Source organism: Halosimplex marinum, from assembly GCF_051414075.1.
Taxonomy (GTDB): Archaea; Halobacteriota; Halobacteria; order Halobacteriales; family Haloarculaceae; genus Halosimplex; species Halosimplex marinum.
In genome coordinates this window covers 102,518-123,374 of record NZ_JBLKNY010000007.1, presented here as the reverse complement: position 1 = coordinate 123,374, position 20,857 = coordinate 102,518, and the positions used below count along the sequence as shown (strand labels likewise).

20 protein-coding genes and 1 tRNA gene are annotated in these 20,857 nt (G+C 65.7%); 13 read left to right on the top strand and 8 right to left on the bottom strand.

Annotated elements, in window-relative coordinates; genetic code table 11:
• The first annotated feature begins 54 nt into the window (after positions 1-54).
• On the top strand, positions 55-1,569 hold the full coding sequence (locus tag ACMGFI_RS19130; RefSeq protein WP_436911726.1) for a hypothetical protein: 1,515 nt from the start codon (positions 55-57) through the stop codon (positions 1,567-1,569).
• A 104-nt stretch (positions 1,570-1,673) separates the two neighbouring features.
• Here ACMGFI_RS19130 and ACMGFI_RS19125 read toward each other — a convergent pair whose 3' ends face one another.
• Positions 1,674-2,432 (bottom strand): class I SAM-dependent methyltransferase, encoded by a 759-nt coding sequence (locus ACMGFI_RS19125; protein ID WP_436911723.1) that lies wholly within the window; start codon positions 2,430-2,432, stop codon positions 1,674-1,676.
• 212 nt (positions 2,433-2,644) lie between these two features.
• Between ACMGFI_RS19125 and ACMGFI_RS19120 the strand changes: the two genes are divergently transcribed.
• Positions 2,645-3,289: an adenylate kinase gene (locus tag ACMGFI_RS19120; RefSeq protein ID WP_436911722.1), complete on the top strand. Its 645-nt coding sequence runs from the start codon at positions 2,645-2,647 to the stop codon at positions 3,287-3,289.
• 65 nt (positions 3,290-3,354) lie between these two features.
• Entirely contained in the window at positions 3,355-4,329 is a 975-nt protein-coding gene (locus ACMGFI_RS19115; RefSeq protein ID WP_436911720.1) for a DUF106 domain-containing protein, read from the top strand.
• 60 nt (positions 4,330-4,389) lie between these two features.
• Here the strand turns inward: ACMGFI_RS19115 and ACMGFI_RS19110 are convergent, their stop codons facing one another.
• A complete protein-coding gene (locus tag ACMGFI_RS19110; protein ID WP_436911718.1) occupies positions 4,390-5,640 on the bottom strand; it encodes an orc1/cdc6 family replication initiation protein in 1,251 nt (416 codons plus the stop codon).
• Between the two features lie 892 nt (positions 5,641-6,532).
• On the opposite strand from ACMGFI_RS19110, the gene cmk reads away from it, so the two are divergent.
• The 3 genes from cmk to ACMGFI_RS19095 all read left to right on the top strand — a co-directional run bounded on the left by cmk (position 6,533) and on the right by ACMGFI_RS19095 (position 8,101).
• Positions 6,533-7,111: a (d)CMP kinase gene (cmk, locus tag ACMGFI_RS19105; RefSeq protein WP_436911717.1), complete on the top strand. Its 579-nt coding sequence runs from the start codon at positions 6,533-6,535 to the stop codon at positions 7,109-7,111.
• Between the two features lie 2 nt (positions 7,112-7,113).
• A complete protein-coding gene (locus ACMGFI_RS19100; protein WP_436911964.1) occupies positions 7,114-7,980 on the top strand; it encodes an RNA-guided pseudouridylation complex pseudouridine synthase subunit Cbf5 in 867 nt (288 codons plus the stop codon).
• 50 nt (positions 7,981-8,030) lie between these two features.
• Positions 8,031-8,101: transfer RNA gene (locus ACMGFI_RS19095), tRNA-Pro, on the top strand.
• Positions 8,102-8,199: 98 nt separating this feature from the next.
• Here ACMGFI_RS19095 and ACMGFI_RS19090 read toward each other — a convergent pair.
• Positions 8,200-9,120 carry a metallophosphoesterase gene (locus tag ACMGFI_RS19090; RefSeq protein ID WP_436911715.1) on the bottom strand — a complete coding sequence of 307 codons (921 nt, stop codon included), beginning with the start codon at positions 9,118-9,120 and terminating at the stop codon, positions 8,200-8,202.
• Between the two features lie 126 nt (positions 9,121-9,246).
• Between ACMGFI_RS19090 and uppS the strand changes: the two genes are divergently transcribed.
• On the top strand, positions 9,247-10,173 hold the full coding sequence (gene uppS / locus ACMGFI_RS19085) for a polyprenyl diphosphate synthase (protein WP_436911714.1): 927 nt from the start codon (positions 9,247-9,249) through the stop codon (positions 10,171-10,173).
• Between the two features lie 115 nt (positions 10,174-10,288).
• The gene (locus tag ACMGFI_RS19080; protein WP_436911712.1) at positions 10,289-10,606 is read left to right on the top strand and encodes a hypothetical protein; all 318 of its coding nucleotides are present in this window, start codon (positions 10,289-10,291) and stop codon (positions 10,604-10,606) included.
• Positions 10,607-10,653: 47 nt separating this feature from the next.
• Here the strand turns inward: ACMGFI_RS19080 and ACMGFI_RS19075 are convergent, their stop codons facing one another.
• Positions 10,654-11,811: a mechanosensitive ion channel family protein gene (locus ACMGFI_RS19075; protein ID WP_436911711.1), complete on the bottom strand. Its 1,158-nt coding sequence runs from the start codon at positions 11,809-11,811 to the stop codon at positions 10,654-10,656.
• Positions 11,812-12,057: 246 nt separating this feature from the next.
• On the opposite strand from ACMGFI_RS19075, the gene ACMGFI_RS19070 reads away from it, so the two are divergent.
• From ACMGFI_RS19070 to ACMGFI_RS19060, 3 genes are all read left to right on the top strand, one after another.
• A complete protein-coding gene (locus ACMGFI_RS19070; RefSeq protein WP_436911709.1) occupies positions 12,058-12,600 on the top strand; it encodes a hypothetical protein in 543 nt (180 codons plus the stop codon).
• A gap of 117 nt (positions 12,601-12,717) precedes the next feature.
• Positions 12,718-12,885, top strand: coding sequence for a hypothetical protein (locus tag ACMGFI_RS19065; RefSeq protein WP_436911707.1), 168 nt, complete (start codon positions 12,718-12,720; stop codon positions 12,883-12,885).
• Positions 12,886-12,890: 5 nt separating this feature from the next.
• A complete protein-coding gene (locus ACMGFI_RS19060) occupies positions 12,891-13,586 on the top strand; it encodes a metallophosphoesterase family protein (protein WP_436911706.1) in 696 nt (231 codons plus the stop codon).
• Positions 13,587-13,644: 58 nt separating this feature from the next.
• Here ACMGFI_RS19060 and pdxS read toward each other — a convergent pair whose 3' ends face one another.
• Positions 13,645-14,553, bottom strand: a complete 909-nt coding sequence (gene pdxS / locus ACMGFI_RS19055) for a pyridoxal 5'-phosphate synthase lyase subunit PdxS (protein WP_436911704.1) — start codon at positions 14,551-14,553, stop codon at positions 13,645-13,647.
• Between the two features lie 118 nt (positions 14,554-14,671).
• Between pdxS and ACMGFI_RS19050 the strand changes: the two genes are divergently transcribed.
• A complete protein-coding gene (locus tag ACMGFI_RS19050) occupies positions 14,672-15,445 on the top strand; it encodes a DUF1405 domain-containing protein (RefSeq protein WP_436911703.1) in 774 nt (257 codons plus the stop codon).
• A 62-nt stretch (positions 15,446-15,507) separates the two neighbouring features.
• Here the strand turns inward: ACMGFI_RS19050 and ACMGFI_RS19045 are convergent, their stop codons facing one another.
• Positions 15,508-15,777, bottom strand: a complete 270-nt coding sequence (locus tag ACMGFI_RS19045) for a hypothetical protein (protein WP_436911701.1) — start codon at positions 15,775-15,777, stop codon at positions 15,508-15,510.
• A 174-nt stretch (positions 15,778-15,951) separates the two neighbouring features.
• Between ACMGFI_RS19045 and ACMGFI_RS19040 the strand changes: the two genes are divergently transcribed.
• Positions 15,952-16,794, top strand: coding sequence for a phytanoyl-CoA dioxygenase family protein (locus tag ACMGFI_RS19040; protein ID WP_436911699.1), 843 nt, complete (start codon positions 15,952-15,954; stop codon positions 16,792-16,794).
• Between the two features lie 433 nt (positions 16,795-17,227).
• On the opposite strand, the gene ACMGFI_RS19035 is transcribed toward ACMGFI_RS19040, so the two are convergent.
• Together ACMGFI_RS19035 and ACMGFI_RS19030 are read right to left on the bottom strand one after the other, a co-directional pair.
• Positions 17,228-19,318 (bottom strand): ATP-binding protein, encoded by a 2,091-nt coding sequence (locus ACMGFI_RS19035; protein WP_436911698.1) that lies wholly within the window; start codon positions 19,316-19,318, stop codon positions 17,228-17,230.
• 66 nt (positions 19,319-19,384) lie between these two features.
• Complete coding sequence (locus tag ACMGFI_RS19030) at positions 19,385-20,638, bottom strand: DNA cytosine methyltransferase (protein WP_436911697.1); 1,254 nt, start codon at positions 20,636-20,638, stop codon at positions 19,385-19,387.
• Positions 20,639-20,857: the final 219 nt, after the last annotated feature.

Genomic DNA, 20,857 nt, shown 5'->3' with positions numbered 1-20,857 from the left:
GACCGTCAGCACGACCCCCGGAACGCGTATTAGCGTCGACCGCATACGGCGCGCGTGGAGCAGCCGTGGCCACCGTCGACCTCGGTCGCGCTCGGCCTGCTCGTCGCCGTGGTACTCGTCGCGGGCGCGGGGTCGCTCGCCCTCTCGGTGACGGGACCGGACGACCCCGGGGTCGGGACGACGCCGGCGAAACTGGTCGAGCCCCGGCCGGGCGAGAACGTCTTCTGGCCGTACACGAGTACCCGCCGGTCGGCCGGCGGGCGGACCCTCGCAATCAACCTCGTCGTCTACGCGGACGCCGAGACCGTCCGGTACTTCCTGACCGAGCGGGGCGACGCGACCTGGAACGAGACGGCGGCCGAGTGGCAGGACGTGGGGCCCACGACGGCGGGGGAGGCCGCCGCTACGGCGAACGGCACTGTCGTCGAGTGGGCCGCCGCGCAGGGCGCGACGCGCTATCTCTACGTCCACAACTACGCGCTGACCGGGCCGGGACCCAACGAGACGCGCCGGCCCTACCGCGCGGCGCCGTACACCGGCCACGGCGACCGCAACCCGGGCGGGCGGTGGATCGACGAGACCTACCAGCTGCACGACGGCACCTACTTCGGCGCCCGCGACCACCTCCGGCTGTACGAGTCGCCCTTCGAGTCCGACGAGTGGGTCGCCGTCCAGGCCCACAGCGACCACTGGGACTGGTTCCGCCTGCGCCACACCGTCCACGCGACCGACGCGACGCGCGACCGTCTGGAGCGGGAGTTCATGGGCGAGCCCTCCGTCGAGACCGTCTGGCGGATGTACCTCGGGAACCGCCGGGCGATGGGCTCGGACGGCTGGGCGACGGTCGTCGACTTCGTCGGCCTGCTCGGCGTCGGGAACGCCGCGTCGGGCCTCGCCGCGGTGGGACTGGTCGCCGGTCGCGACGCGGCAGCGCTCGCCCGGCGACGGCGACGCGGCGGAGACGGAAGCGGCGACGGGTTCGCGGTCGCCGTCGGACGCTGGCCCGACCGGCTCCCCAGCGGCGGTCGGGCGAGCCTGTCGACGGGGCCCGTCGGGACCGCGAAGCGGGCGCTGGTCTCCGGACTGCTCGCGCGCGGGTGGCTCGACCGCGAGGGCGCGCTGCTGGCCGTCCGCGCGCTCTCGTACGCGCTGCTGTTCGCGGCGCTGTTCGGGTGTTACCTGTTCGTCCGGTTCGGCGGGATCGCGCTCGAAACCCGCTTCGCCGATATCTCGCCGAAGGTCATCGCCGCCACGCTGTACCCGGTCCTCGCGCTCGGGCTCCCCGCGCTCGCTCACGTGTTCGGCCGGGACCTGGACCCGGTCAGGAGTTTCTCGGTCGCGGCTCTCGCGGTGGGGGCGGCCGTCGTCGTCGACTACCGGACGCTCGGCGTCACGGTGCTGTCGCTCGACGTGGTGCTCCACCGGGTCGGCGTCGTCGTCGCCGTCGGGCTCCTCGCGGCGGGAGCGGTCAGCCGGCGGTCGTCGACCGAGACGGTCAACCCCGTCGTCGCCGCCGGGGTCCTGCTGTGGGTGACGCTGCTGGTCGCGCCGCTGGTCGGCTGGCTGTAAGCGCCGGCCGGCTGGCCCCGCTCGTACGGATCATTGCAAGTCATTCCGGGATCGACCGCACGCAGTCGTGCGGTCGACCCGGGAAACGCTCGCAATAATCCGTATCAGTCGCCCGCACGCGCGGTCACGGCCACCCACGCGTCCTCGGGGCCGCTGCCGTCCCCGTCGTCCGTCTCGACCGAGACTACGTCGAAGCCCGCGTTCGCGAACAGGTCGCGGGCGCGGTCGGGGTCGTAGCGCTCGAAGTGACGGCGGTCCTCGTCGTAGGGGCTCCCGTCGACGCCAGCCCGGTCATCACCACTGTCCGCACCGCCGGCCGCCCCGCCGTCCTCGCCGCCGGCCGCCTCCGCCCCCTCGCCGGCGGCCTTGAGCGAGACGAGCGCGACGCCCCCGTCGGCGAGCACTCGCTCGAACTCGGCGAGGGTCGCGGGGACCTCGCGCTCGGGGACGTGCAACAGCGACGCGCAGGCCCACAGGCCGTCGAACCCCCCGTCGACGAACGGGAGCGCGCGCATGTCCCCGCGGACGGGCGTCGCGTCAGGGACGCGCTCGCGAGCCCGGTCGAGAAACGACCGCGTGAGGTCGAACGGGACGGCGTCGAAGCCGGCCTCGGCGAAGGCCGCCGACTCCCAGCCGGGACCACACCCCACGTCGAGGACGCGGGCCGGCTCGTCGGGGTCGGTCGCGTCGCCGCCGGCCTCGGGGTCGGCGGCCGTCGTTCCCGGGCCGCTGCTCGCCCCGTCGACCGCGGTCACGAACCGCTCGACGATGTCCGCGACGACCGAGCGGTCGCCGTGGGTCTCCTCGTAGGTGTCGGCGACGCGCTCGTAGGTCTCGACCGTCCGTCGGACGCGTTCGTCCATGCGAACGGGCGTCCGCACGGCGGGATAGTAATTCTACCGACAGGTGCCGCCGGACGGGCCGGAACGGCCGCCGTGTCGGGTCGGCGACTCGCGGCCGTCGTGTCGGGCCGGAAACTCGCGGTCGGCGACGCACGGTCGGCGCCGACCGGGGACGGCCGGGGGGAGGCGAGGAGAACGACACTATAAAGCGGCGGTGCGTCGAAGCGGGCGACATGAACCCGAAGATCCTGATTCTCGGTCCGCCGGGCGCCGGCAAGGGCACCCAGAGCGAGCGCCTCGCCGAGGAGTTCGGCGTCGAGCACGTCACGACGGGCGACGCGCTGCGGGCCAACAAGGAGATGGACATCAGCGACATGGACACCGAGTACGACACGCCCGGCGAGTACATGGACCGCGGGGACCTGGTGCCGGACGTGGTCGTCGACGCGATGGTCGGCGAGGCGCTGTCGGACACCGACGGGTTCGTCCTCGACGGCTACCCGCGCAACGGCGACCAGGCCGAGGCGCTGCAGGACATGACCGACCTCGACGTGGTGCTCGTCCTCGACGTGCCCGAGGAGGAGCTGGTCGACCGACTCACGGGCCGCCGCGTCTGCGAGGACTGCGGCGCCAACTACCACGTCGAGTTCAACCAGCCCGAGGAGGCGGGGGTCTGCGACAAGTGCGGCGGCGACCTCTACCAGCGCGAGGACGACAACGAGGAGTCGGTGCGCAACCGGCTGTCGGTCTACCACGAGAACACCGAGCCCGTGCTGGAGCTGTACGAGGACCACGACGGCTACGTCGAGATCGACGGCGACCAGACCCCCGACGAGGTCTGGGAAGACGTGAAGGCGGCCGTCGAGGCCGAGGCGTGACCCCGTTCGGCGAGCGACCGGGAGAATTAAAGGTTGATAACGACCGAGGACGGAGATAGATAGCAATGGCACGGACGGCAGAAAAGGCGGAGTCGCTGGCCGAGGAGAGCCAGTCGATGGTCGACGCCATGGCGCGCGTGCTCCGGGTGGCCGACGAGCAGGGCACCGTGGAGTGGAGCGACGTCAGCGACGACATCACCAGCGGCGAGTGGGGCCGGCTCATCGAGCAGGGCATCCTCGTCGACGTCGACGGCGAGGGGTTCGTCGTCGACGACCCCGAGGGCGTCCGCGACGCGCTCGGCGCCGACGCGCCCGCCGAGGCCGGCTCGACCGGCGGGTCGGCGGGCGGTTCCGGGTCGTCGGCGTCCGGCGGAAGCAGTTCGACCGCATCGAGCGGGTCCACCGCCGACGACGACGAGGAGGGGTGGTCCCGCTGGGACAAGGGCGCGGCCGTCGCGACCGTCGCCCTCTTTCTCGGCTACTCGCAGGCGCCGATCCGCAACGGCGTCGGCGGCGTGATCGACATCGCGCTCGGCCCGCTGGCCGACGTGTTGCCCTTCTACATCATGATCCTCGTGCTCGCCACGTTCACCGGCTTCAGCTCGACGGTGTTGCAGGGCAAGCTGATGAACATGGAGAAGATGGGCGAGTACCAGGAGCGGATGCAGGAGATCCAGGAACGGCGCAAGGACGCGAAGGAGCGCGGCGACGACGAGGCCTTAGAGGAGATCCAGGAGGAGCAGATGGAGGCGATGGGCGACCAGCTCGGGATGTTCAAAGAGCAGTTCCGCCCGATGGTGTGGATCATGCTCGTCAACATCCCCGTGTTCCTCTGGATCTACTTCATGGTCCAGACGCCGGAGATGGTCGGCGGCGCCGGCCCGGTGATGATCCTCCCGCTCATCGGCGAGATCGCCACGTGGAGCGAGCGCATCGGCCCGATGTGGGCGTGGATCGTCTGGTACTTCGTCTGCTCGATGAGCTTCACCCAGATCGTCCGCAAGGCGCTGGACGTCCAGACGACGCCCTCGACGTCCTGAAACGGCCGCACTCTCTCTTTCGCCGTCCGGTCGTAGTTGTCGCCTTTGCCGCCCCCGCTCTCAGCGTTCGACGTCGACCTGTGCGGGGTCGGGGTCCATCTTGAAGACGACGCTCGGTTCCCACAGCAGGCGGTGTTCCTTGTAGGTGCCCTTGCCCATGCCGCCGTGTTCCTGGTTGGACTCGGTGACCTCCAGGAAGGCGAGTTCGCTGAGCAGTCCGCGGATCGAGTCGGTCGTCAGGTCGTCGGCGCCCTCGGCCGCGCAGACCTTCTGGTAGACGTCGTAGATGACGGTCGTCCGGAACCAGTCCTCCTCGGGGCCGGTGTTGGCGGTGAGGTTCGCCAGCGCGTAGAGGACGTACTTGCTGTGGGGCGGCAGGCCGGCGATGAGCTCCTTCAGCCGCTCGACCTCGGCCTGCTCCTGGGCGCGTTCGAGGTGGTCCTCGGTCACCTCGTCTAACCCGTTGTTCTTCGCGTAGTCGCCGGCGTGACGGAGTAGCCGGATGGCCTTGCGGGCGTCGCCGTGGCGCTGGGCGGCCAGCGCCGCGGTCTTCGGGACGACCCCGGCCTCGAGCACGCCGTCGCAGAAGGCGTCGCGCCGGTTCTCGAGGATCTGTCGGAGCTGTTCGCCGTCGTAGGGGTCGAAGATGAACTCGTTGTGGCCGAGGGAGCTCTTGACCCGCTCGGTCATCTGCTCGCGGAAGTTCACCTTGTTCGAGATGGAGATGATGCCGATCGGCACGTCGACTTTCCCGGCCTCGCGGGCCCGCGAGAGGAGCATGAGGACGTTGTCGTCGTCGAGCCGGTCGACCTCGTCGAGGGTGATGAGCGCCGCGTCGTACTCGCGGTCGAGGATCTCCCACAGGCGATTGTAATACTCGTTGGTCGAGATGCCGCGAGTCGGGATGTCGACGCCCGACCCGGGCGAGTTGATGCCGGTGGCGATCGTCTGGACGGCGTCTGCCTCGCCTTTCGCCTGGGCGCAGTCGACGGTGACGGTCGCCAGCCGGTTCGAGCGCCGCCGGGCCTCGCTGCGGGCCCGCTCCATGACGTGGTTGGCGACGAGCGACTTGCCCGAGCCGGTCTTCCCGTAGAGGATCACGGAGTTCGGGGGCGACCCCGTCACCGCGGGACCGACCTCGTTGGCCAGGTCGCGGATGTGCTCGTCCCGACCGACGATCCGGGCCTCGTCGGGGACGTGGTCGATGTTGAGCAGTTCGCGGTTCGCGAAGATGGTGTCGCCGCCGCCCGCCTCGACGGCCTGGAACAGCTCGTCGCCCGCCTCCGCCGACCCCTCGCCGTGCTCCTGCATGGCTTGTCCGTTCGCCGCCCCGTGGAAAAGCGTTTCCACTGCACTCCGAGTTAGTTGCCGCCCGCCAGCGGCCGGAGACCGACCCTGTGCCCGATCCGCCGTAACTCCGAACTGGGTCGACCCCACTCGATTCCGAGTTACTCGCCGCTCGCACTGTCGCTATCCGTCTCGAAGCCGTGCGGATTCACCGTCCGCGTGCAGGACCACCCCGGCCGCGACGGGAACGCCCCGGTCTCGACCGGCGCCGGTGCAGTGTGACACACCTGATTCCGAGTTAGTTCTCGGGAGTTCGGCCGACATTCGGTCGAATATGCGCGTTTCGGTTCGGAACGGCGGTCGGGTCTCGGTCCGATCCCCGGGTGATCGGTCGTTCCAGCCCGGTTCGGACTCGGAACTCGGACGGCGCGCCGGGACACCGAATTCCGAGTTAGTTCCCGCGGACGTGAGCCGGCCGAAGGACGGTACGCCGTGACACCGGATTCCGAGTTAGTCGTCGCTCGGGCGCCACAGTGGCACACACACCTGATTCCGAGTTAGTTGGCGAACTTGGGAAGCCGGAGACCCGGTGGGGTCGGAGGCGATGGACCGTTCGGTCCGGTCGACCGCTTTCGCACGAGATCGCTCTCGCTGTCGGTCTTCTTTCGCTTCCTTCTCTTCTCTTTCTCGAATCTAGTTTCTAGAATCTAGTTACTAGTGTAGACACACCTCGTTCCGAGTTAGTTCCCCGTCCGCAGCCAGGCTCTCGCCTCGCTCTCGGCCGACTAACTCGGAATCCGGTGTGTGTCCCCGCCGGAAAGTGATCTGTCGGCGAGATCTGCGGACCGCGCCAAGTCGCTGGCGGCGAAACGGGCCGTTCCGCAACCTCTATTTACGGACCGGACGGAAACCGAGTATGTTGATAACCGTTTCCGGCCCGGCCGGGAGTGGCAAGAGCACGTTCGCCGCCGCGCTGGCGAACGCGCTGGAGGTGGACCACGTCAGCGGGGGCGACATCTTCCGCGAGATGGCCGACGAGCGGGATATGTCGGTGGTCGCGTTCAACGAACTCGCCGAGGAAGACGACCAGGTCGACCGCGACCTGGACCGGCGCCTCCGGGAGATCGCCGCCGAGAACGACGACCTCGTGCTGGAGTCGCGACTCGCCGGCTGGATGGCCGGCGACCACGCCGACCTGCGGGTCTGGCTCGACGCCCCGCTGGACGTGCGCGCCGAGCGGATCGCCGACCGCGAGGACAAGTCCGTGGAGACGGCCCGTGCGGAGACCACCGCCCGCGCCGAGAGCGAGGCCAAGCGCTACGCCGAGTACTACGGCATCGACATCCAGGACCGTTCCATCTACGACCTGGTCCTTAACACCTCGCGGTGGACCCCCGCCGCGGAACTGGAGATCGTCCTCGCGGCCGTCGAGTCCTACGACCCCGTCGAGGACGAGGGCAAACCGCCGGTCACCGGCGTCGACTACGACTTCTGATGGTGCTCCGCGGCCCGCCCGACGAACGGTCCGTCGACGACCTGCTCGAGTTCGGCGTCGTCAACCTCGACAAACCCCCGGGTCCGTCGGCCCACCAGGTCGCCGCGTGGGTCCGGGACATGGCCGGCGTCGAGCGCGCCGCCCACGCCGGGACCCTCGACCCGAAGGTCACCGGCTGTCTGCCGATGCTGCTCGGCGACGCGACGCGGATGGCCCAGGTGTTCGACGACAGCGTCAAGGAGTACGTCGCCGTCCTCGAACTCCACGGCCCCGCGCCCGCCGACTTCGAGTCCGTCCTCGACGAGTTCGAGGGCGAGATCTACCAGAAACCGCCCAAGAAGAGCGCCGTCGTTCGCCGACTCCGCTCGCGGGAGATCCACGCCCTCGATGCCCTCGAAGTCGAGGACCGGCGGGCGCTGCTCCGGATCCGCTGCGAGAGCGGGACCTACGTCCGGAAGCTGTGTCACGACCTCGGACTCGCGCTCGGGACCGGCGCGCACATGGGTCACCTCCGCCGGACGACCACCGGCACGTTCGACGACCGCGAGCTGGCGTCGCTACACGACCTCGTCGACGCGCTCGCGTGGGCCGAGGAGGGCGACACCGACCCGCTCCGCGAAGTCGTCCAGCCCGCCGAACGGGCGCTGGTCGACCTCCCGAGCGCGACCATCGCCGAGTCGGCTGCTTGGGAGGTGGCCGAGGGCGCGCCCGTCTACGCGCCCGGCTTGCTCGACATCGACGATGTGTTCCGCGGCGATCTGGTCGCCTGCTACACCCCCGACGGTGCGGCGGTCTGTCTCGCCACCCTCGCGGGCGACCCCGACGCCGACGAGGGCGTGGTACTCGATCTCGAACGCGTGCTGGTCTGACCGACCGAAAGCGAAGGGCTTAATCCGGGAAGGCTCGTCTCCCGATACGCGGGACCGTGGGGTAGCGGTATCCTCGGCGCATGGGGTGCGTCGGACCTGAGTTCGAATCTCGGCGGTCCCACTTCAAATTCTACTGTCGCGTTGTTGGTAGTGAGCGACGAGCGTATCGAAACGGAAACCTGAGAGGCATTTTTCCGGGGGATATCCGGGTCCGCCCATTCAGTTTCCGCCGGGAATCTCGAACTCCCGCTTGCGCACGCTCCCGTTGCCCCGCCGTACCAGTGCAACCAGCCCCTCCTCGGTCTCGACCAGAACAGCCTCACCGCCCGCCTCCTCCAGGTTAGCCCGGATCACGTTCTCGCAGACGACGTTGCCCTTCTGCACGGCCTGGTCCTGGCGGGTGTGTCCCACGATCTGGGGCGGCGCGTCGGCGCTCAGGAACTGGAAATCGAGCCAGGCGATGCCGGCGCCGAAGGCGCGGCCGCCGCCGCGGCCGATGCCGAGGGTCTCCCGATACTCGTCGACCAGCCGCTTTTGCGTCGCTTCGTCGTCGTCGGTCCCGATCGCGTCCCGAAGTACCTCGACGGCTTCGACGAACCGATCGTTGAGCCGTGCGGCGTCGTAGTCGCTGACGCGGCCCGCGTGGGCGTAGGTGAACGCGTGGCCGTCGTAGGCGGCGACGACGTGGCCGTCGGCGATCATCTCGCAGAGCTGACGGCGGGCGTCGTCGGACTGCCGGCCGGAGAACCAGGTGTCCCAGCTCACGAGATCCTGAAAGAGGACTCCCCACTCGTGGTTGCCCAGCGTGACGCGGACGTGGCCGGGCGGGGCCTCGCGGGCGAGGCGTTCGACGAGTTCCACCACTGCGGCGTTGTCGGGGCCGCGGTCGACGAGGTCGCCGTTGAACACGAGTACCGATTCGTCGCCGGCCCAGTGGAGTCGCCCGTCCGCGTCCGCTTCGACCAGCGGTTCGAAATCGGGGTGGTCGCCGACGGCGGTCAGCGCCGAGCGGGCGGCGTCGAGGTAGCCGTGGATGTCGCTGATGCTGACGATACGGGGAGAATCGGCGTCGAGACCGCCGACGCCGTCTCGGGCGGCAGGGGGCATCGAGTCGTCGTGGTCGGGAGTGAGATCTATCATGGCGAACCGTGGGGACGGTCTGTCAGCCGGAGGCTACACCGCAGGACGTCAAAACGGCTTCGGAGGGATCGTCCCGCTCGCTCTAAACACAAAACTCATATCGCCGGGCTGAAAGAACCTAACCAGATGGACAGAGTGCGCCAGTGGGCGCGCGGAGCCTACGAGCGGGTGCTCGAACTGGAGCTGTCGGGCACGCCCAGTCACGTCGCCGTCATCCAGGACGGGAACCGCCGGTACGCGCGACAGCAGGGCGACGACGCCACCGACGGCCACCGGGCGGGCGCCGAGACGACCGAGCAGGTGCTGGAGTGGTGTCGCGAGACGGGCGTCGACGAGCTGACGCTGTACACGTTTTCGACGGAGAACTTCGAGCGCCCCGAGGAGGAGAACGAGGCGCTGTTCGACCTGCTGTGTGAGAAGCTGCGGGAGTTCGCGGACGCCGACCGAGTCCACGATTCGGGGGTCCGGATCCGGGCGATCGGCGAGACGGGGAAGCTACCCGAGCGGGTGCGCGAGGCCGTCGACTACGCCGAGCGCCGCACCGCGGGGTACGACAACCTCCAGCTGAACATCGCGCTGGCCTACGGCGGCCGGGCGGAGCTGCTCTCGGCGGCTCGGGACGTGACACGCGAGGTCGACGGCGGCGACCTCGACCCCGACGATATCGACGTGAGGACGGTCGAACGGCGGCTCTACGAGGGGCCGACGCGGGACGTGGATCTCATCGTCCGGACCGGCGGCGACGAACGCACGTCGAACTTCCTGCCGTGGCACGCCAACGGCAACGAGGCGGCCGTCTACTTCTGTACGCCCTACTGGCCGGAGTTCCGGAAGGTCGACTTCCTGCGGGCGATCCGGACCTACGAACACCGCGAGGAGTCCTGGCGGAAGACCCGCGCGCGGCGGGCGCTCGCGCTGGTCCGCGCGCTGGGCGGCGCGGAAGTCGGCGACGCCCGCCGCGTCCTCCGGCGGTTCAAGGACGCGCTCCCGAGCGCCGAACGCGAGGCGCTCGAAGCCGAGGGCGACACCGAGTTCGAACGCCCCGCCGACTGAGCGGTCCCTTCCGGCCACGTCCGAACTCGATCGTTCCCTTCTGTTCCCGACCGCGTGCCACTTGCACCCGCGTGACGGTACGTTTAAGTAGGGGTGGCGTGTGACATCATCTATCATGGCACATTCGGGGTCGGACGCCGACGCGTTCGTGACCCGGGGAACGCGACCCAGGAGCGTCGCGCGGGCGAGTCGGCGGCTGGGGCTCGCGTTGCTCGGTGCTGCGGGGCCGGCGGTCCTGACGGCGTTCCTGGTGGCGGTGACTCGCGAGGGAACGGCCGGGCCGCTGGCCTGGGTGGGCGAGGCGATGGCGACGCCGCTCGTCGGCGGGAGCGGGCTCACGTGGGCGTTCCACGTCGCCGCGGTCACCGGACTCGCAGGCGTGTGGATCGTCGGGTTCGCGCTCGTCGTCGAGGGCTACTTCGGCGTCGAGTAGGTCGCAGCGGCCAAGGCGCCAGAGGGGACTCCACGTCGAGCCGCCAGTCAGTCGTTCCCACGCGCTTCCGCTTCACCGGCGTTGGCGGCCGGCCCTTCCCGGTCGTGGACATGGAAGCCGCCGGCCTCGGCTCGCCCGGTCAGTTCCCGCTGGGGGAAGGGGATCTTGATCCCCTCGTCCTCGAAGGCGGACTTCACGGAAGTGACGACGGCGGAGACGGCCTTCCACTTGCGCGGCGGCGTGGGGTGGTCGATCCAGAAGCGGGTCTCGAGGACGACCGCCGAGTCGCCGAACGCCTTGGGGAACACCTGCGGCGGCGGGGCGTCGACGACCTCGCTACACTCCGAGATGGCCTCGACGGCGACGGTCCGGGCGTGGTCGGGGTCGGCCTCGTAGTCGATGCCCACGTCGACGCGGATGCGCAACAGTCCCTTCTGACTGCGGTTGGTCACCGGGCGATCCGAGACGCGGTCGTTGGGGATGATGACGAACTCGCCGTCGAAGTTCTCCAGTCTGGTGTGGAAGATGGTGATGTCTGTGACGATGCCCTCCTGGTCGCCGATCTCGACCCAGTCGCCGATGGTGAACGGTCGCGAGAACATGAGGACGAACCCGGCGATGAGCGACCCGAGCGTCTGCCGGGCAGCGAAGCCGACGACGATGCCGAGGAAGCCGGCCCCGACGAGGAGGCCGCCGAGGTTGGTGTCCCAGATCCCGAGGATGACGACGCCGGCGAACCCGAACAGGACCAGCTGGGCGGTCCGCAGGAGGATCTCCTCCTGGTGGTCGGTCAGCCACTCGGCGTGTTTGCCGAGGTTGGTGACGGCGTTCGAGAGGTACCGCGCGACCGCGTAGGCGGCGAAGAACACCGCGACGGAACCGATCGCCCGCCCGAGGACGCGTAGCTCCTGGTCGTTCGTCGCCTCGTCGGCCAGCGACGAGAGCGCCGGACCGAACCCCCAGAGGTACACCAGCGAGAGGCCGCCGCCGACGAGCAGGGACAGCTGTGCGGCGCGCAACACCGCCCCGCTGACGGCCCACTGGAGCGCGGAGTCCTGCGCACCCTCGACGAGTCGCGGGAGGAACAGCCAGCCGAAGCCCGCCACGGCGACGAGTAGCAACGCGGTGACGCCGAGCCGGGTGCCCAGCGACTCGAACCCAGTGAGAAACGACCGGGCGGCGTCGACCGGCGTCGCCTGTAGCATACCACGGGATTGGTGAGTCGACGGTCTTGGGCGTTGCGTTTGTCGGCCCCGGGAGTCCTCGAACCTTCTTCGTCCGCTTCAACGCACTCGAGGCCCGAGATCTCGCGCTTCGTCGTCCGCCGACCCCCGCCGCTCAGCCCTCCCCGCGGTCCGGCGCATGCGTCGAGATCCGGCACGGACGGGAGTACGTCGAGCCGCGAAGTCGGGACAGCGAACCTACAAATGGCCGGCCCCCGTCCGGGCGGTATGAGCCATCGGGCGGAGCCGAAACCGCGATGGGACAGGCCGCTCGTGGTCGGGGCCGTGTACGGACTGACGGCGACGGCGTACACGGCCGCGTACGTCACGTTCGTGAGCCCCTACGGGCTGTTTCTCGTCTCGGCCGGGATGCTGGTCGCCTCGGCGACCGTCGCGGCGTTCCTCTCGGGCGTCGCGGTCCGCCGACTGGAGGCCGCCGTCGACCCCGTGTCGAGGGTTCGAACCGACGCGTTCTCGGGGATGTTCGTCGGCTGGCTGACGCTGGTGGTCGCGCCGCCGCTGGCGCTCCTGGGGATGACGATCCCGATGTACGCCGGTTCGGCCACGAACGTCTCGCTGATCACGCCCCTGCTGATCGCCGGCTATCTCCTCACCATCGTCGGATACGGACTCTTCGGGACGCTGATCGCGCTGGTAGCGACGCTCGGGACGCCGATACTCGTCACGGGCGCGGTCGGCGTCGCGCTCGGCCACCTCCGCAGGCGCGACGGTCCCGACGCCGCCGACGGCCGCGACCGGCCGACCGGCTGAAGACGCTCGGGGGACCGTCCTCCGTGCGCCCCCGCGGCGACCGGGTCCGACTCGTCGACCGTCCCGGCGGCCCGTCCCCGCCGCGCGACTTTTCCACGCGGGACCCCAACGGCGCGTATGCCACTCGACGCCCGACGGCGGACGCGCCGCGAGCGCCCCGGATCGCTCACTCCCGACGCCCTGCTGGTCGCACCCAGCGACGAGCGGGCGTCCCCGGTGGACCGCGTGGACGCCCGGACCGACGGCACCGACGCCCGGATCGACGACCCGCCGGCGTCGGGGTGACCGCGATGCTCGTCCTCGGTGACGCTCACGCCGCAGACCCGGAGAACCGCCGGCGCCTGCTGGCGGCCTACGCCGCCGCCGGTGCCGAGCGCGCGCTCCACGTCGGCGACCTGGAGCACTACGACCTGCCGGTCCCGACGTGGTTCGTCGCCGGCAACAACGAGGACTTCGACGTGATCGACCGACTGCGCGCGGCGGCGCGCTCGGACGCGGATGGCTCGCTCGTCGGGGAGTCAGCCGACGGCGAACCGGCAGCGGGGACGCGGAACGTCCGCCTGCTGGCGAGCACGACCGCCGAGGTCGCCGGGCTGACGGTACTCGGCCTCTCGGGAAACTACGCGCCGACGAAGTACGACAGCGACCGCTCCGAACTCGCGGGCGAGCGGCGACGCCACTTCACCCGCGCGGAGGTCGAACAGGCCACCGAGCGCGGTCGCGACGCCGACGTCGACGTGCTCCTCACCCACGAGGCGCCCCACGGCCTGATCTCGTTCGGCTACGACCCCGGGAGCGACCCGATCGACGAGCTGATCGAGGCGGTCGATCCGACGCTCTGTCTGGTCGGCCACTACCACCGCCACGCGGAGGCGACCGTCGCGGAGAGCCGGGTCGTCTCGCTGGCGCCGGCGTGGGAGTCGTACTACGACCTCGATCCGGCGACCCTGGCGCTCGAACGGTTCGAGACGCCGCGCGGGGACTGAGACGAGATGTCGACGGGGAACTGAGACGAGACGCCGAGAAAGAACTAAGCTCGGCCGATCAGACGCCGCGGCCCTGCATCTTCTCCTCCTCGGGCAGGTCGGCGTTGGCGTCGCCCTTCATGCCCGCACCGGTGTTGGAGGCGATCTCGGCGAGTGTCTCGGGGTCGTCCCAGTTGTTGACGGCCTCGACGATGGCCGTCCCCATCGCCTCGGGGTCCTCGGCGCCGAAGATGCCCGAGCCGACGAAGATGCCGTCGCAGCCGTGGTGCATCATCAGCGCGGCGTCGGCCGGCGTCGCGATACCGCCCGCGGCGAAGTTGACGACCGGGAGCCGCCCCATCTCGGCGGTCTCGTGGACGAGTTCCGCGGGCGCCTCGTTCTCGCGGGCCCACTTCTCGCGCTCCTCGTGGGTCGCGCCCTCCAGTTCGCGGATGGCCGATTTGATGTTGCGCTGGTGGTGGACGGCCTGGTTGACGTCGCCGGTGCCGGCCTCGCCCTTCGTGCGGATCATCGCCGCGCCCTCGTCGATGCGGCGCAGGGCCTCACCGAGGTTGCGGGCGCCGCAGACGAACGGGGAGGTGAACTCGCGCTTGTCGATGTGGTAGCGGTCGTCGGCCGGCGTCAGCACCTCGCTCTCGTCGATCATGTCCGCGCCGGTCGCTTCGAGGATCTGGGCCTCCTTGGTGTGGCCGATGCGGGCCTTGCCCATCACGGGGATGGAGACCTCGTCGATGATCGCCTCCAGGGAGGCGGGGTCGGCCATGCGGGCGACGCCGCCGCGCTTGCGGATGTCGGCGGGGACGGCTTCGAGGTTCATCACCGCGACGGCGCCCACGTCCTCGGCGATGCGGGCCTGCTCGCGGTTGACTACGTCCATGATGACGCCGCCCTTCTGCATCTTCGCGAACCCGCGCTTGACCAGGTCGGTCCCGTGGCGGAGTTCCTCCAGGTCCGTTTCGTCGGTCATACTCCCGGCTTGGCGTCGGACTCACTTAACGGGTATCGTTCGCGGGTGGGAATCCGCGGGTCGGCGACCCCTCGACACGACCGCTATCGTTTTGCGCGCGGCGTCCACAGGGTGGGGTATGTCGGCCGTCTCCCGCGCGGGTCGCCGCATCGAGCGGCTCGTCGCCCGGTACTTCGACGCGCCGCTCCCCGACGGCGAGGGACTCCCCGCCTACGTCGCGCCGCTGCCCGACTGGCTGGAGGACCTGGGCCTCCGGCTGGCGTGGCCCATCGCCCTGGTCAACCTCGTCGGCACGCTCTTCGGCTTCTGGTACTACGCCGGCCGCCCGCTGGACCTCGCGCCGCCGCTCGTCAAGGGACAGCTCGGCGCCGCCCCTCTCCTGGCGTACCCGCTCGTCCCCGACTCGCCGGTCGCGACGATGTTCATCGGCCTCTCGCTGGTCGCCTGGCGGCTCGACGTCGACGCCGGCCCGCTGCACGCGCTCGCGTTCTTCGGCTGTATCAAGCTCGGCCTGTGGACGCCGTTCGTCCAGCTCGTCCTCAACGGCCCCGGCGGCATCGCCGCCTGGCTCTACTGGTTCCTCGTCCTCAGCCACCTCGCGATGGCCGTCGAGGCGTTCCTGATCCACCGCTACGCCGCCTTCTCCGTGGGATCGGTCGCGGTCGCGCTCGCGTGGTACGGGTTCAACGACGTGGTCGACTACTTCTGGCCGGTTCTAGAGGGGCCCCACCACACGTGGCTGCGCGCCGAACCCTTCGTCGCGCCCGGCGTCCCGGACCACGCGGTCCTCGCCCACGACCTCGCGGCGGCCTGGGCCGTCGTCCTCACGCTGGTCGCGACGTTCCTCGCGCTGGCGACCCGCGTCGAGAAGGTCAAGCGAGGCGCGGCCTGAGGGTCCCGAGGCGGGGACCGCCTTCCGCCCACCTTCCGCTCCCCCATCCTCTTCCCATCCTCTCAGTCGTCCGCGACCGGACGCGCGCCCGTCTCGCACCCGCCGCAGTACCGATACGTCTCCGACGCCAGCGGCGCGCCGCAGTCACGACAGGTCGCGGCGGCCGCCTCGGCGCCGGCCGAGAGGTCGGCGAACGGGTTCGCCCGCTCGCCGTCGTCGTCCTCGAAGAGGTGTCTCCGCTTCGGTCCCGGTCGCCCGTGGCGAGCGACGGCCACGAGCGTCGACACGACGGCGAGCGACAGGCAAACGCCGGCCGCGATCACGAGTGACATCCCTTGGTTTCCCCTTCGAACACGCACGGCTATGGGTTTCGAACCGGCCAAAAATTACGATTCGGACGATCGATCGGGCGGTTCGGGTCGCCGGCCGTCCGCGACTCGGCGGGAACTCCGGGAAGGTGCTTCCGCGGTCCGAAGCTATACCCCCGGGTCGCCCGTGTCCGAGGTATGGTATCGTTCACCGACTCGGAGCGCAGGTCGTTCGCGCGCAACGGCTTCCTCGTGCGCGACGACCTGCTGCCGGCCGGGCTCGTCGACGACGCTCGCGCGGCCGTCGTCGACGCGATGGACGCCGACCCGGACGACCCCGACGCGGTGCTCGGCCGCGGGTACGAGGTGGCCCTGGAGGGGGTCGACCAGGCGCCGCTGACCGAGATCGCCGAGCGCCTGTTCCCGGCCGCCGAGGCGCTCGTCGGCGAGGGCGTCCTCGAACCCCCGGGCTCGGGGATGCAGGTCGCGCTGGAGTTCCCGGACGGCGACGCCGCGGACCCGGTCCACGGCGCCAAGACCGTCGACGGCCACCTCGACGGCTACGCCGCGTTCGACGAGAACCCCGAAGCGACGACGTTCCAGCTCGGCGCGGCGGTCTACTTCGACGACATGGGGCCCCGCGGCGGCGGGTTCACCGTGTGGCCGGGTTCGCACCGCGCGGCCGCCGCCTACTTCGCCGACCACGCGCTGGAGTCGGTCGGCGGGAAGCCGAACAACTCCCAGCTCCCCGCGACGGGCGACGAGCCCGGCGAGTGGGACTACGACCGCCGCCTGCACGACCAGTGGGACCCCTACGAGATAGCGGGGGCGGCCGGCACGGTCGTCCTCTGGCACGGCCTGCTGACCCACGCGGCCGGTATCAACACCGGCGAGCGCGTCCGGATGACCGGCATCGAGCGGTTCGCCCGCGAGGACATCGAGGACGTTCGTCGGGACGCCGCTACCAACCTCTTCGAGTACTGGCCCGCGATGGCCGGCGTCCCGTTCGTCGACGGTGGGGAGCCGGTCGTCCCCGAGTGAACGCGGGTTCAGCGGAGGAGTGCGATTCCGCGGCGGCTGTGTTGTCGATCATATAGTTAATGCAGATCCAGCGGATGCCGAGGCTTTCACGTTTTAGCTGGGAAAGAGCGTTCTTCGCGACTCTCGTCTTTTCGGCATCACTGGGGCCGAAGATAGTGATGTTATCGGCTTGGTCGAACTGGATGGGGGCTAATAGGGACGAGAGATATCGATCTGACCCTCTCGGTGGTAGAGGTCTCTCGAGATGAATTACAGACGGAGAGCGCGTTTATCAATAATTATTTCTATTTATATGGTTATTTTATGATCCCATACACATATCAGACCGCACTTTTAGTTTCGAGCAAAGGGGAGTGAGTGTGGAATACGTTCGCTGAACCCAGAAGTGAAGTCGATCCTTAGAAATAGATTCGCAATTCTCAGTTTATTTCGTTTACTCGTCGGTACCACTAACCGTCGAGATGCTTGTGAAGGCATCTTCCTCAACTTCAGGCACTTGATTTTCGGCCTCTAAGAAATCCTGATGATGATCCTTTGCATCCTTGAGCAAATCATGCCATGATTTCCGCCCAGTCACAATATCATTCTCGACTAGATTCTCATACGAATCTCGGGCCATTTCAGTGAGATCGATTCCATCGGCTATAATTGTGAAGCGTGCTTCGTTCGGGAAGTCTTTCCTGAAGCCAGAGTTCTGCTCAAAGAAATCATCAAATGCGGTAACGTAGTTTCTAAACCTCTGGTAATCTTCATCACTGAAGGTATAATCAGGCGGCTTGAGTTCGACAACCCGGACTGATCCACGAATCTCCAGCATCACCAGATCGGGGCGCTTTCGGTCGAGGTCTTCGACAGCTGTAGTTGTAGTGATCTCCTCACCCTTCTGGGCCTCATACCACTCCTCAAATGCTTCTCTGATCTTGCTGATGCTTTTTTCTGAGGTAAGTGGTTGCCATGTTGGGTCAACAAGCCATGGAGAGTTTTCAACAATTTCGTGTAATTCGTCCTCATTTGCATCGTAATTATTGATTTTCTCCTCGAGTACCCGGATGGTGTTGATCTTATTCTGAGCAATCTGTCCGTATGAGGTGATTTCTGCGATGTGTGTTGACTCGAATAGTTCTATCAGATCTTCTGGATCGATCTCACCATCCTCAGCAAGCTGCCGTATCTCGTTCAGCGTATCCACTAGATGTTTATGCGGGGCTATTTGTAGAACAAAGTTTGTAAGATCTTCCAAATAATTCTCTAGTTCTAGCTCGTCTTCATTAGCATATTGACCGAGACTCTTGCCAAGTTCAACCGCTGCCTCCTGAATCCCTTCTTTATCGTACCTCTCTGCGGCCTTATCTCGAATGCCAGACTTCTCTACGAACTTGTTCTGTGCTTTTTCCCTACGCGGTTCTGTACTTGATTGTGCGACTTCCTTAACACGTTTTTTACCCCATTCTCCAAATTTATCTCCAAGTTCAGAGTTCCAAAGGATGTCTTGACGGTGTGTCTGGATCAGGTCTGGCCCATCATCCTGATCTAACCAGTCAGCGTGGATCTCACCAACAAGGTACGATCGGGTTACGAATTCTCCAGTAAAACCGGCTGGTAGACCGAAATCACGAGTGTTTGAGACCAGCTTTCCCCTTGCATAAATAGTCACTCCACCGAATTCATCGTTATATGATGTCTCAGCAAGGCCCATCCAACCCTTTACATCATATTTCTTCCCTTCATACTGGACCGGCTTGTCATCAAGACTGATCTCTGTTCCGTCTTGTAACGGTGGCTTAGAGTCTGAAAGCTTGAATTCGTCGTGTGGATCCTTGTTTTTATTGTCCTCTATTATTACATCAAAGTCGGAAGTCCCAGTTGCGAATCGCTGACCAAGACGCTTTTCGAGAGTATCCTTCTTAGGGACCATCTTAACGTTGAAATCATGAAGTTTGATGAGTGTACCCCTCTCTGGGCTCACATCACCGTCGTGTTCTAACGGCTTGGGTTTATAAGGTTCAGTCTCATCTTCAGAACGATCCGTAATCTCGTTATAATCCATCAGAAAATGCGATATCTCATACTCATCCTGATCTTCATCTCCGCCCGCAGACAGAACTTCAACTTGATCGCAAATTCCGAAAGGAGCTAATTTCCCAATACCTTTTCTACCCATCACTTCTCGGTCCTTCTCTCTGCTAGTTTCCTCTCCGTCCTCACGACGATCTCGACCAACTCTGAGAAATAGATCGTTCGCCTCTTCCGGTGTCATTCCGTGGCCATCATCCTCAATCTCTACATCGAATCCTTTCTGGTCTACGCCATCTGAGGTATGCGTGGCCAGATACTTTCCGAGCGGCAGTCGAAGTTCAACTTCTTCTGCGTCTGCATCATAGGAGTTCGCAATTAATTCAGCAACTGCTGCGGAAACCCGGTCATAGAGATTAATACCCAGTTTATCCACGATGGTTGTTTCAATATCCATCGTGTATCGGGAGTCCGAATCAGGCGATTTAGCGCCCTCAGCGTCTTGGGACATATGAATCCCATTTCTAGGGGGGACTCACAAAATACTTTCCTAGAACCGAAATTCTACAGATTCTACTCAACGAGTCGTCTCCAGTGGAGTCCGTGACGATGATTGGGAAACTCGGGACGCGAGAGATTGAATGAGATCCGGGGGGACTGCATTCCCAACGATCCTCTCTGAGTCATCATTTGTCGAAGGCAGTTTGAACCACCTCGGGAACGTCATCAAGATAGCCGCTTCTCTAAATGTAATCGCTCGATTCTTTTGCGGATGGGTAAATCTACCACAGCTGGGAGTTGTACACCGAGTTGTGAGAGTTGGCGCTGGACGCTCTCCATCAATAATTCCGTATGATGCAGAAGCGCCCTTCTCTAGTCCCTGATGAGCTTCAACAATGAGGTTTTCATCTTCTGTATCTTCTAGGTCACGCCAGCTATCTCCCCGTTTACGGATCGCTTCCATTCGCTCGATAGTACTCGGATGATGGGCACGTGCTCGATGCGCTTTATCATCAGGATAGCCTTCCAGACCTACCTGTTTCTCACCTGCTTCAAGACCCTGATATAGGCTATCTGCCTGGGAAAAAGCCTCGTTGACACTAATCCATTCTTTCAAATCTGCGTTCGCTGTGGCATCTTCTGTATGGGTTGGGCTTGGAAGTGAGACCTCGTCATCTTCGTAACCGTAAACGAACAGTCCAATAGTCCTCTTTCGTCGTTGAGGGACCCCATAGTCAGCAGCATTAAGAACGTCCAAGGCGACACCGTACCCTCCATTCTGCGGTGAATCACTTTCCTTTACGATATCTCCCATGGAGCGTTTTAACCAATCAATGTATGTAGTGGGATTTTCATCACCTGCGTTCAGGATATTTCTCACGTTCTCAAAAAAGACGACCTCTGGGACCTCTTCCTCTACAAATTCTACAAAGGCCCTCAGAAGGTTATCTTTCGGTTGATCTTCTGGCCAAGGTTCTGTATCTCGAAGGCTGCTAAAGTTCTGACATGGGGGGCATCCGCATATAATGTCAACTTCTCCTGCCGATAAACCGAAGTACTCTCTGATATCTTGAAACGTGACTGTTCGGAGATCTTCGTCCACCTTGTTATCTTCGTAGTCTCGACTGAGATCGGCTTCAAGTGGCTCGTCAAAGCTGACCTTTCCTGAGTACTCGTCGAGACTTCCCTCCCCACAGAGATTAGATTCATACGTCTCAAGGGCGATCGGGTCCGCATCTACAGCCCCAACTATTTCATAACCGGCTTTCACGAAGCCGAGAGATGCACCTCCGGCCCCGCAAAAGAGGTCAACGACTTTTCCCTGCGTCATGAATCAATGATCAGGTTGACGACGTCTAAATCTATCGGTTGTTCGACGTCCATTCGTATTTGGTCGGTGAACAGTTTGTTGGATGTCTGTTTTACCCCGTGCCATATCCATCACTACGATGTAGTACTTGGCACGGGAATTCAAACTTTGTATTGCACACCCCGAATGAGGATTTGCCTTGCTACGAATCAATTTTGACCTCGGCATTGACACCGTCCG

What these genes read in the sequence shown, in the direction of transcription:
- uppS (WP_436911714.1), top strand. Translation starts at nt 9,247, where the DNA reads ATGGACAGAGTGCGCCAGTGGGCGCGCGGAGCCTACGAGCGGGTGCTC.
- ACMGFI_RS19030 (WP_436911697.1), bottom strand. Translation starts at nt 20,638, where the DNA reads ATGACGCAGGGAAAAGTCGTTGACCTCTTTTGCGGGGCCGGAGGTGCA.
- ACMGFI_RS19040 (WP_436911699.1), top strand. Translation starts at nt 15,952, where the DNA reads ATGGTATCGTTCACCGACTCGGAGCGCAGGTCGTTCGCGCGCAACGGC.
- ACMGFI_RS19045 (WP_436911701.1), bottom strand. Translation starts at nt 15,777, where the DNA reads ATGTCACTCGTGATCGCGGCCGGCGTTTGCCTGTCGCTCGCCGTCGTG.
- ACMGFI_RS19075 (WP_436911711.1), bottom strand. Translation starts at nt 11,811, where the DNA reads ATGCTACAGGCGACGCCGGTCGACGCCGCCCGGTCGTTTCTCACTGGG.
- ACMGFI_RS19115 (WP_436911720.1), top strand. Translation starts at nt 3,355, where the DNA reads ATGGCACGGACGGCAGAAAAGGCGGAGTCGCTGGCCGAGGAGAGCCAG.
- ACMGFI_RS19035 (WP_436911698.1), bottom strand. Translation starts at nt 19,318, where the DNA reads ATGTCCCAAGACGCTGAGGGCGCTAAATCGCCTGATTCGGACTCCCGA.
- ACMGFI_RS19125 (WP_436911723.1), bottom strand. Translation starts at nt 2,432, where the DNA reads ATGGACGAACGCGTCCGACGGACGGTCGAGACCTACGAGCGCGTCGCC.
- ACMGFI_RS19050 (WP_436911703.1), top strand. Translation starts at nt 14,672, where the DNA reads ATGTCGGCCGTCTCCCGCGCGGGTCGCCGCATCGAGCGGCTCGTCGCC.
- ACMGFI_RS19110 (WP_436911718.1), bottom strand. Translation starts at nt 5,640, where the DNA reads ATGCAGGAGCACGGCGAGGGGTCGGCGGAGGCGGGCGACGAGCTGTTC.
- ACMGFI_RS19090 (WP_436911715.1), bottom strand. Translation starts at nt 9,120, where the DNA reads ATGATAGATCTCACTCCCGACCACGACGACTCGATGCCCCCTGCCGCC.
- ACMGFI_RS19070 (WP_436911709.1), top strand. Translation starts at nt 12,058, where the DNA reads ATGAGCCATCGGGCGGAGCCGAAACCGCGATGGGACAGGCCGCTCGTG.
- ACMGFI_RS19080 (WP_436911712.1), top strand. Translation starts at nt 10,289, where the DNA reads ATGGCACATTCGGGGTCGGACGCCGACGCGTTCGTGACCCGGGGAACG.
- ACMGFI_RS19065 (WP_436911707.1), top strand. Translation starts at nt 12,718, where the DNA reads ATGCCACTCGACGCCCGACGGCGGACGCGCCGCGAGCGCCCCGGATCG.
- ACMGFI_RS19060 (WP_436911706.1), top strand. Translation starts at nt 12,891, where the DNA reads ATGCTCGTCCTCGGTGACGCTCACGCCGCAGACCCGGAGAACCGCCGG.
- pdxS (WP_436911704.1), bottom strand. Translation starts at nt 14,553, where the DNA reads ATGACCGACGAAACGGACCTGGAGGAACTCCGCCACGGGACCGACCTG.
- cmk (WP_436911717.1), top strand. Translation starts at nt 6,533, where the DNA reads ATGTTGATAACCGTTTCCGGCCCGGCCGGGAGTGGCAAGAGCACGTTC.
- ACMGFI_RS19120 (WP_436911722.1), top strand. Translation starts at nt 2,645, where the DNA reads ATGAACCCGAAGATCCTGATTCTCGGTCCGCCGGGCGCCGGCAAGGGC.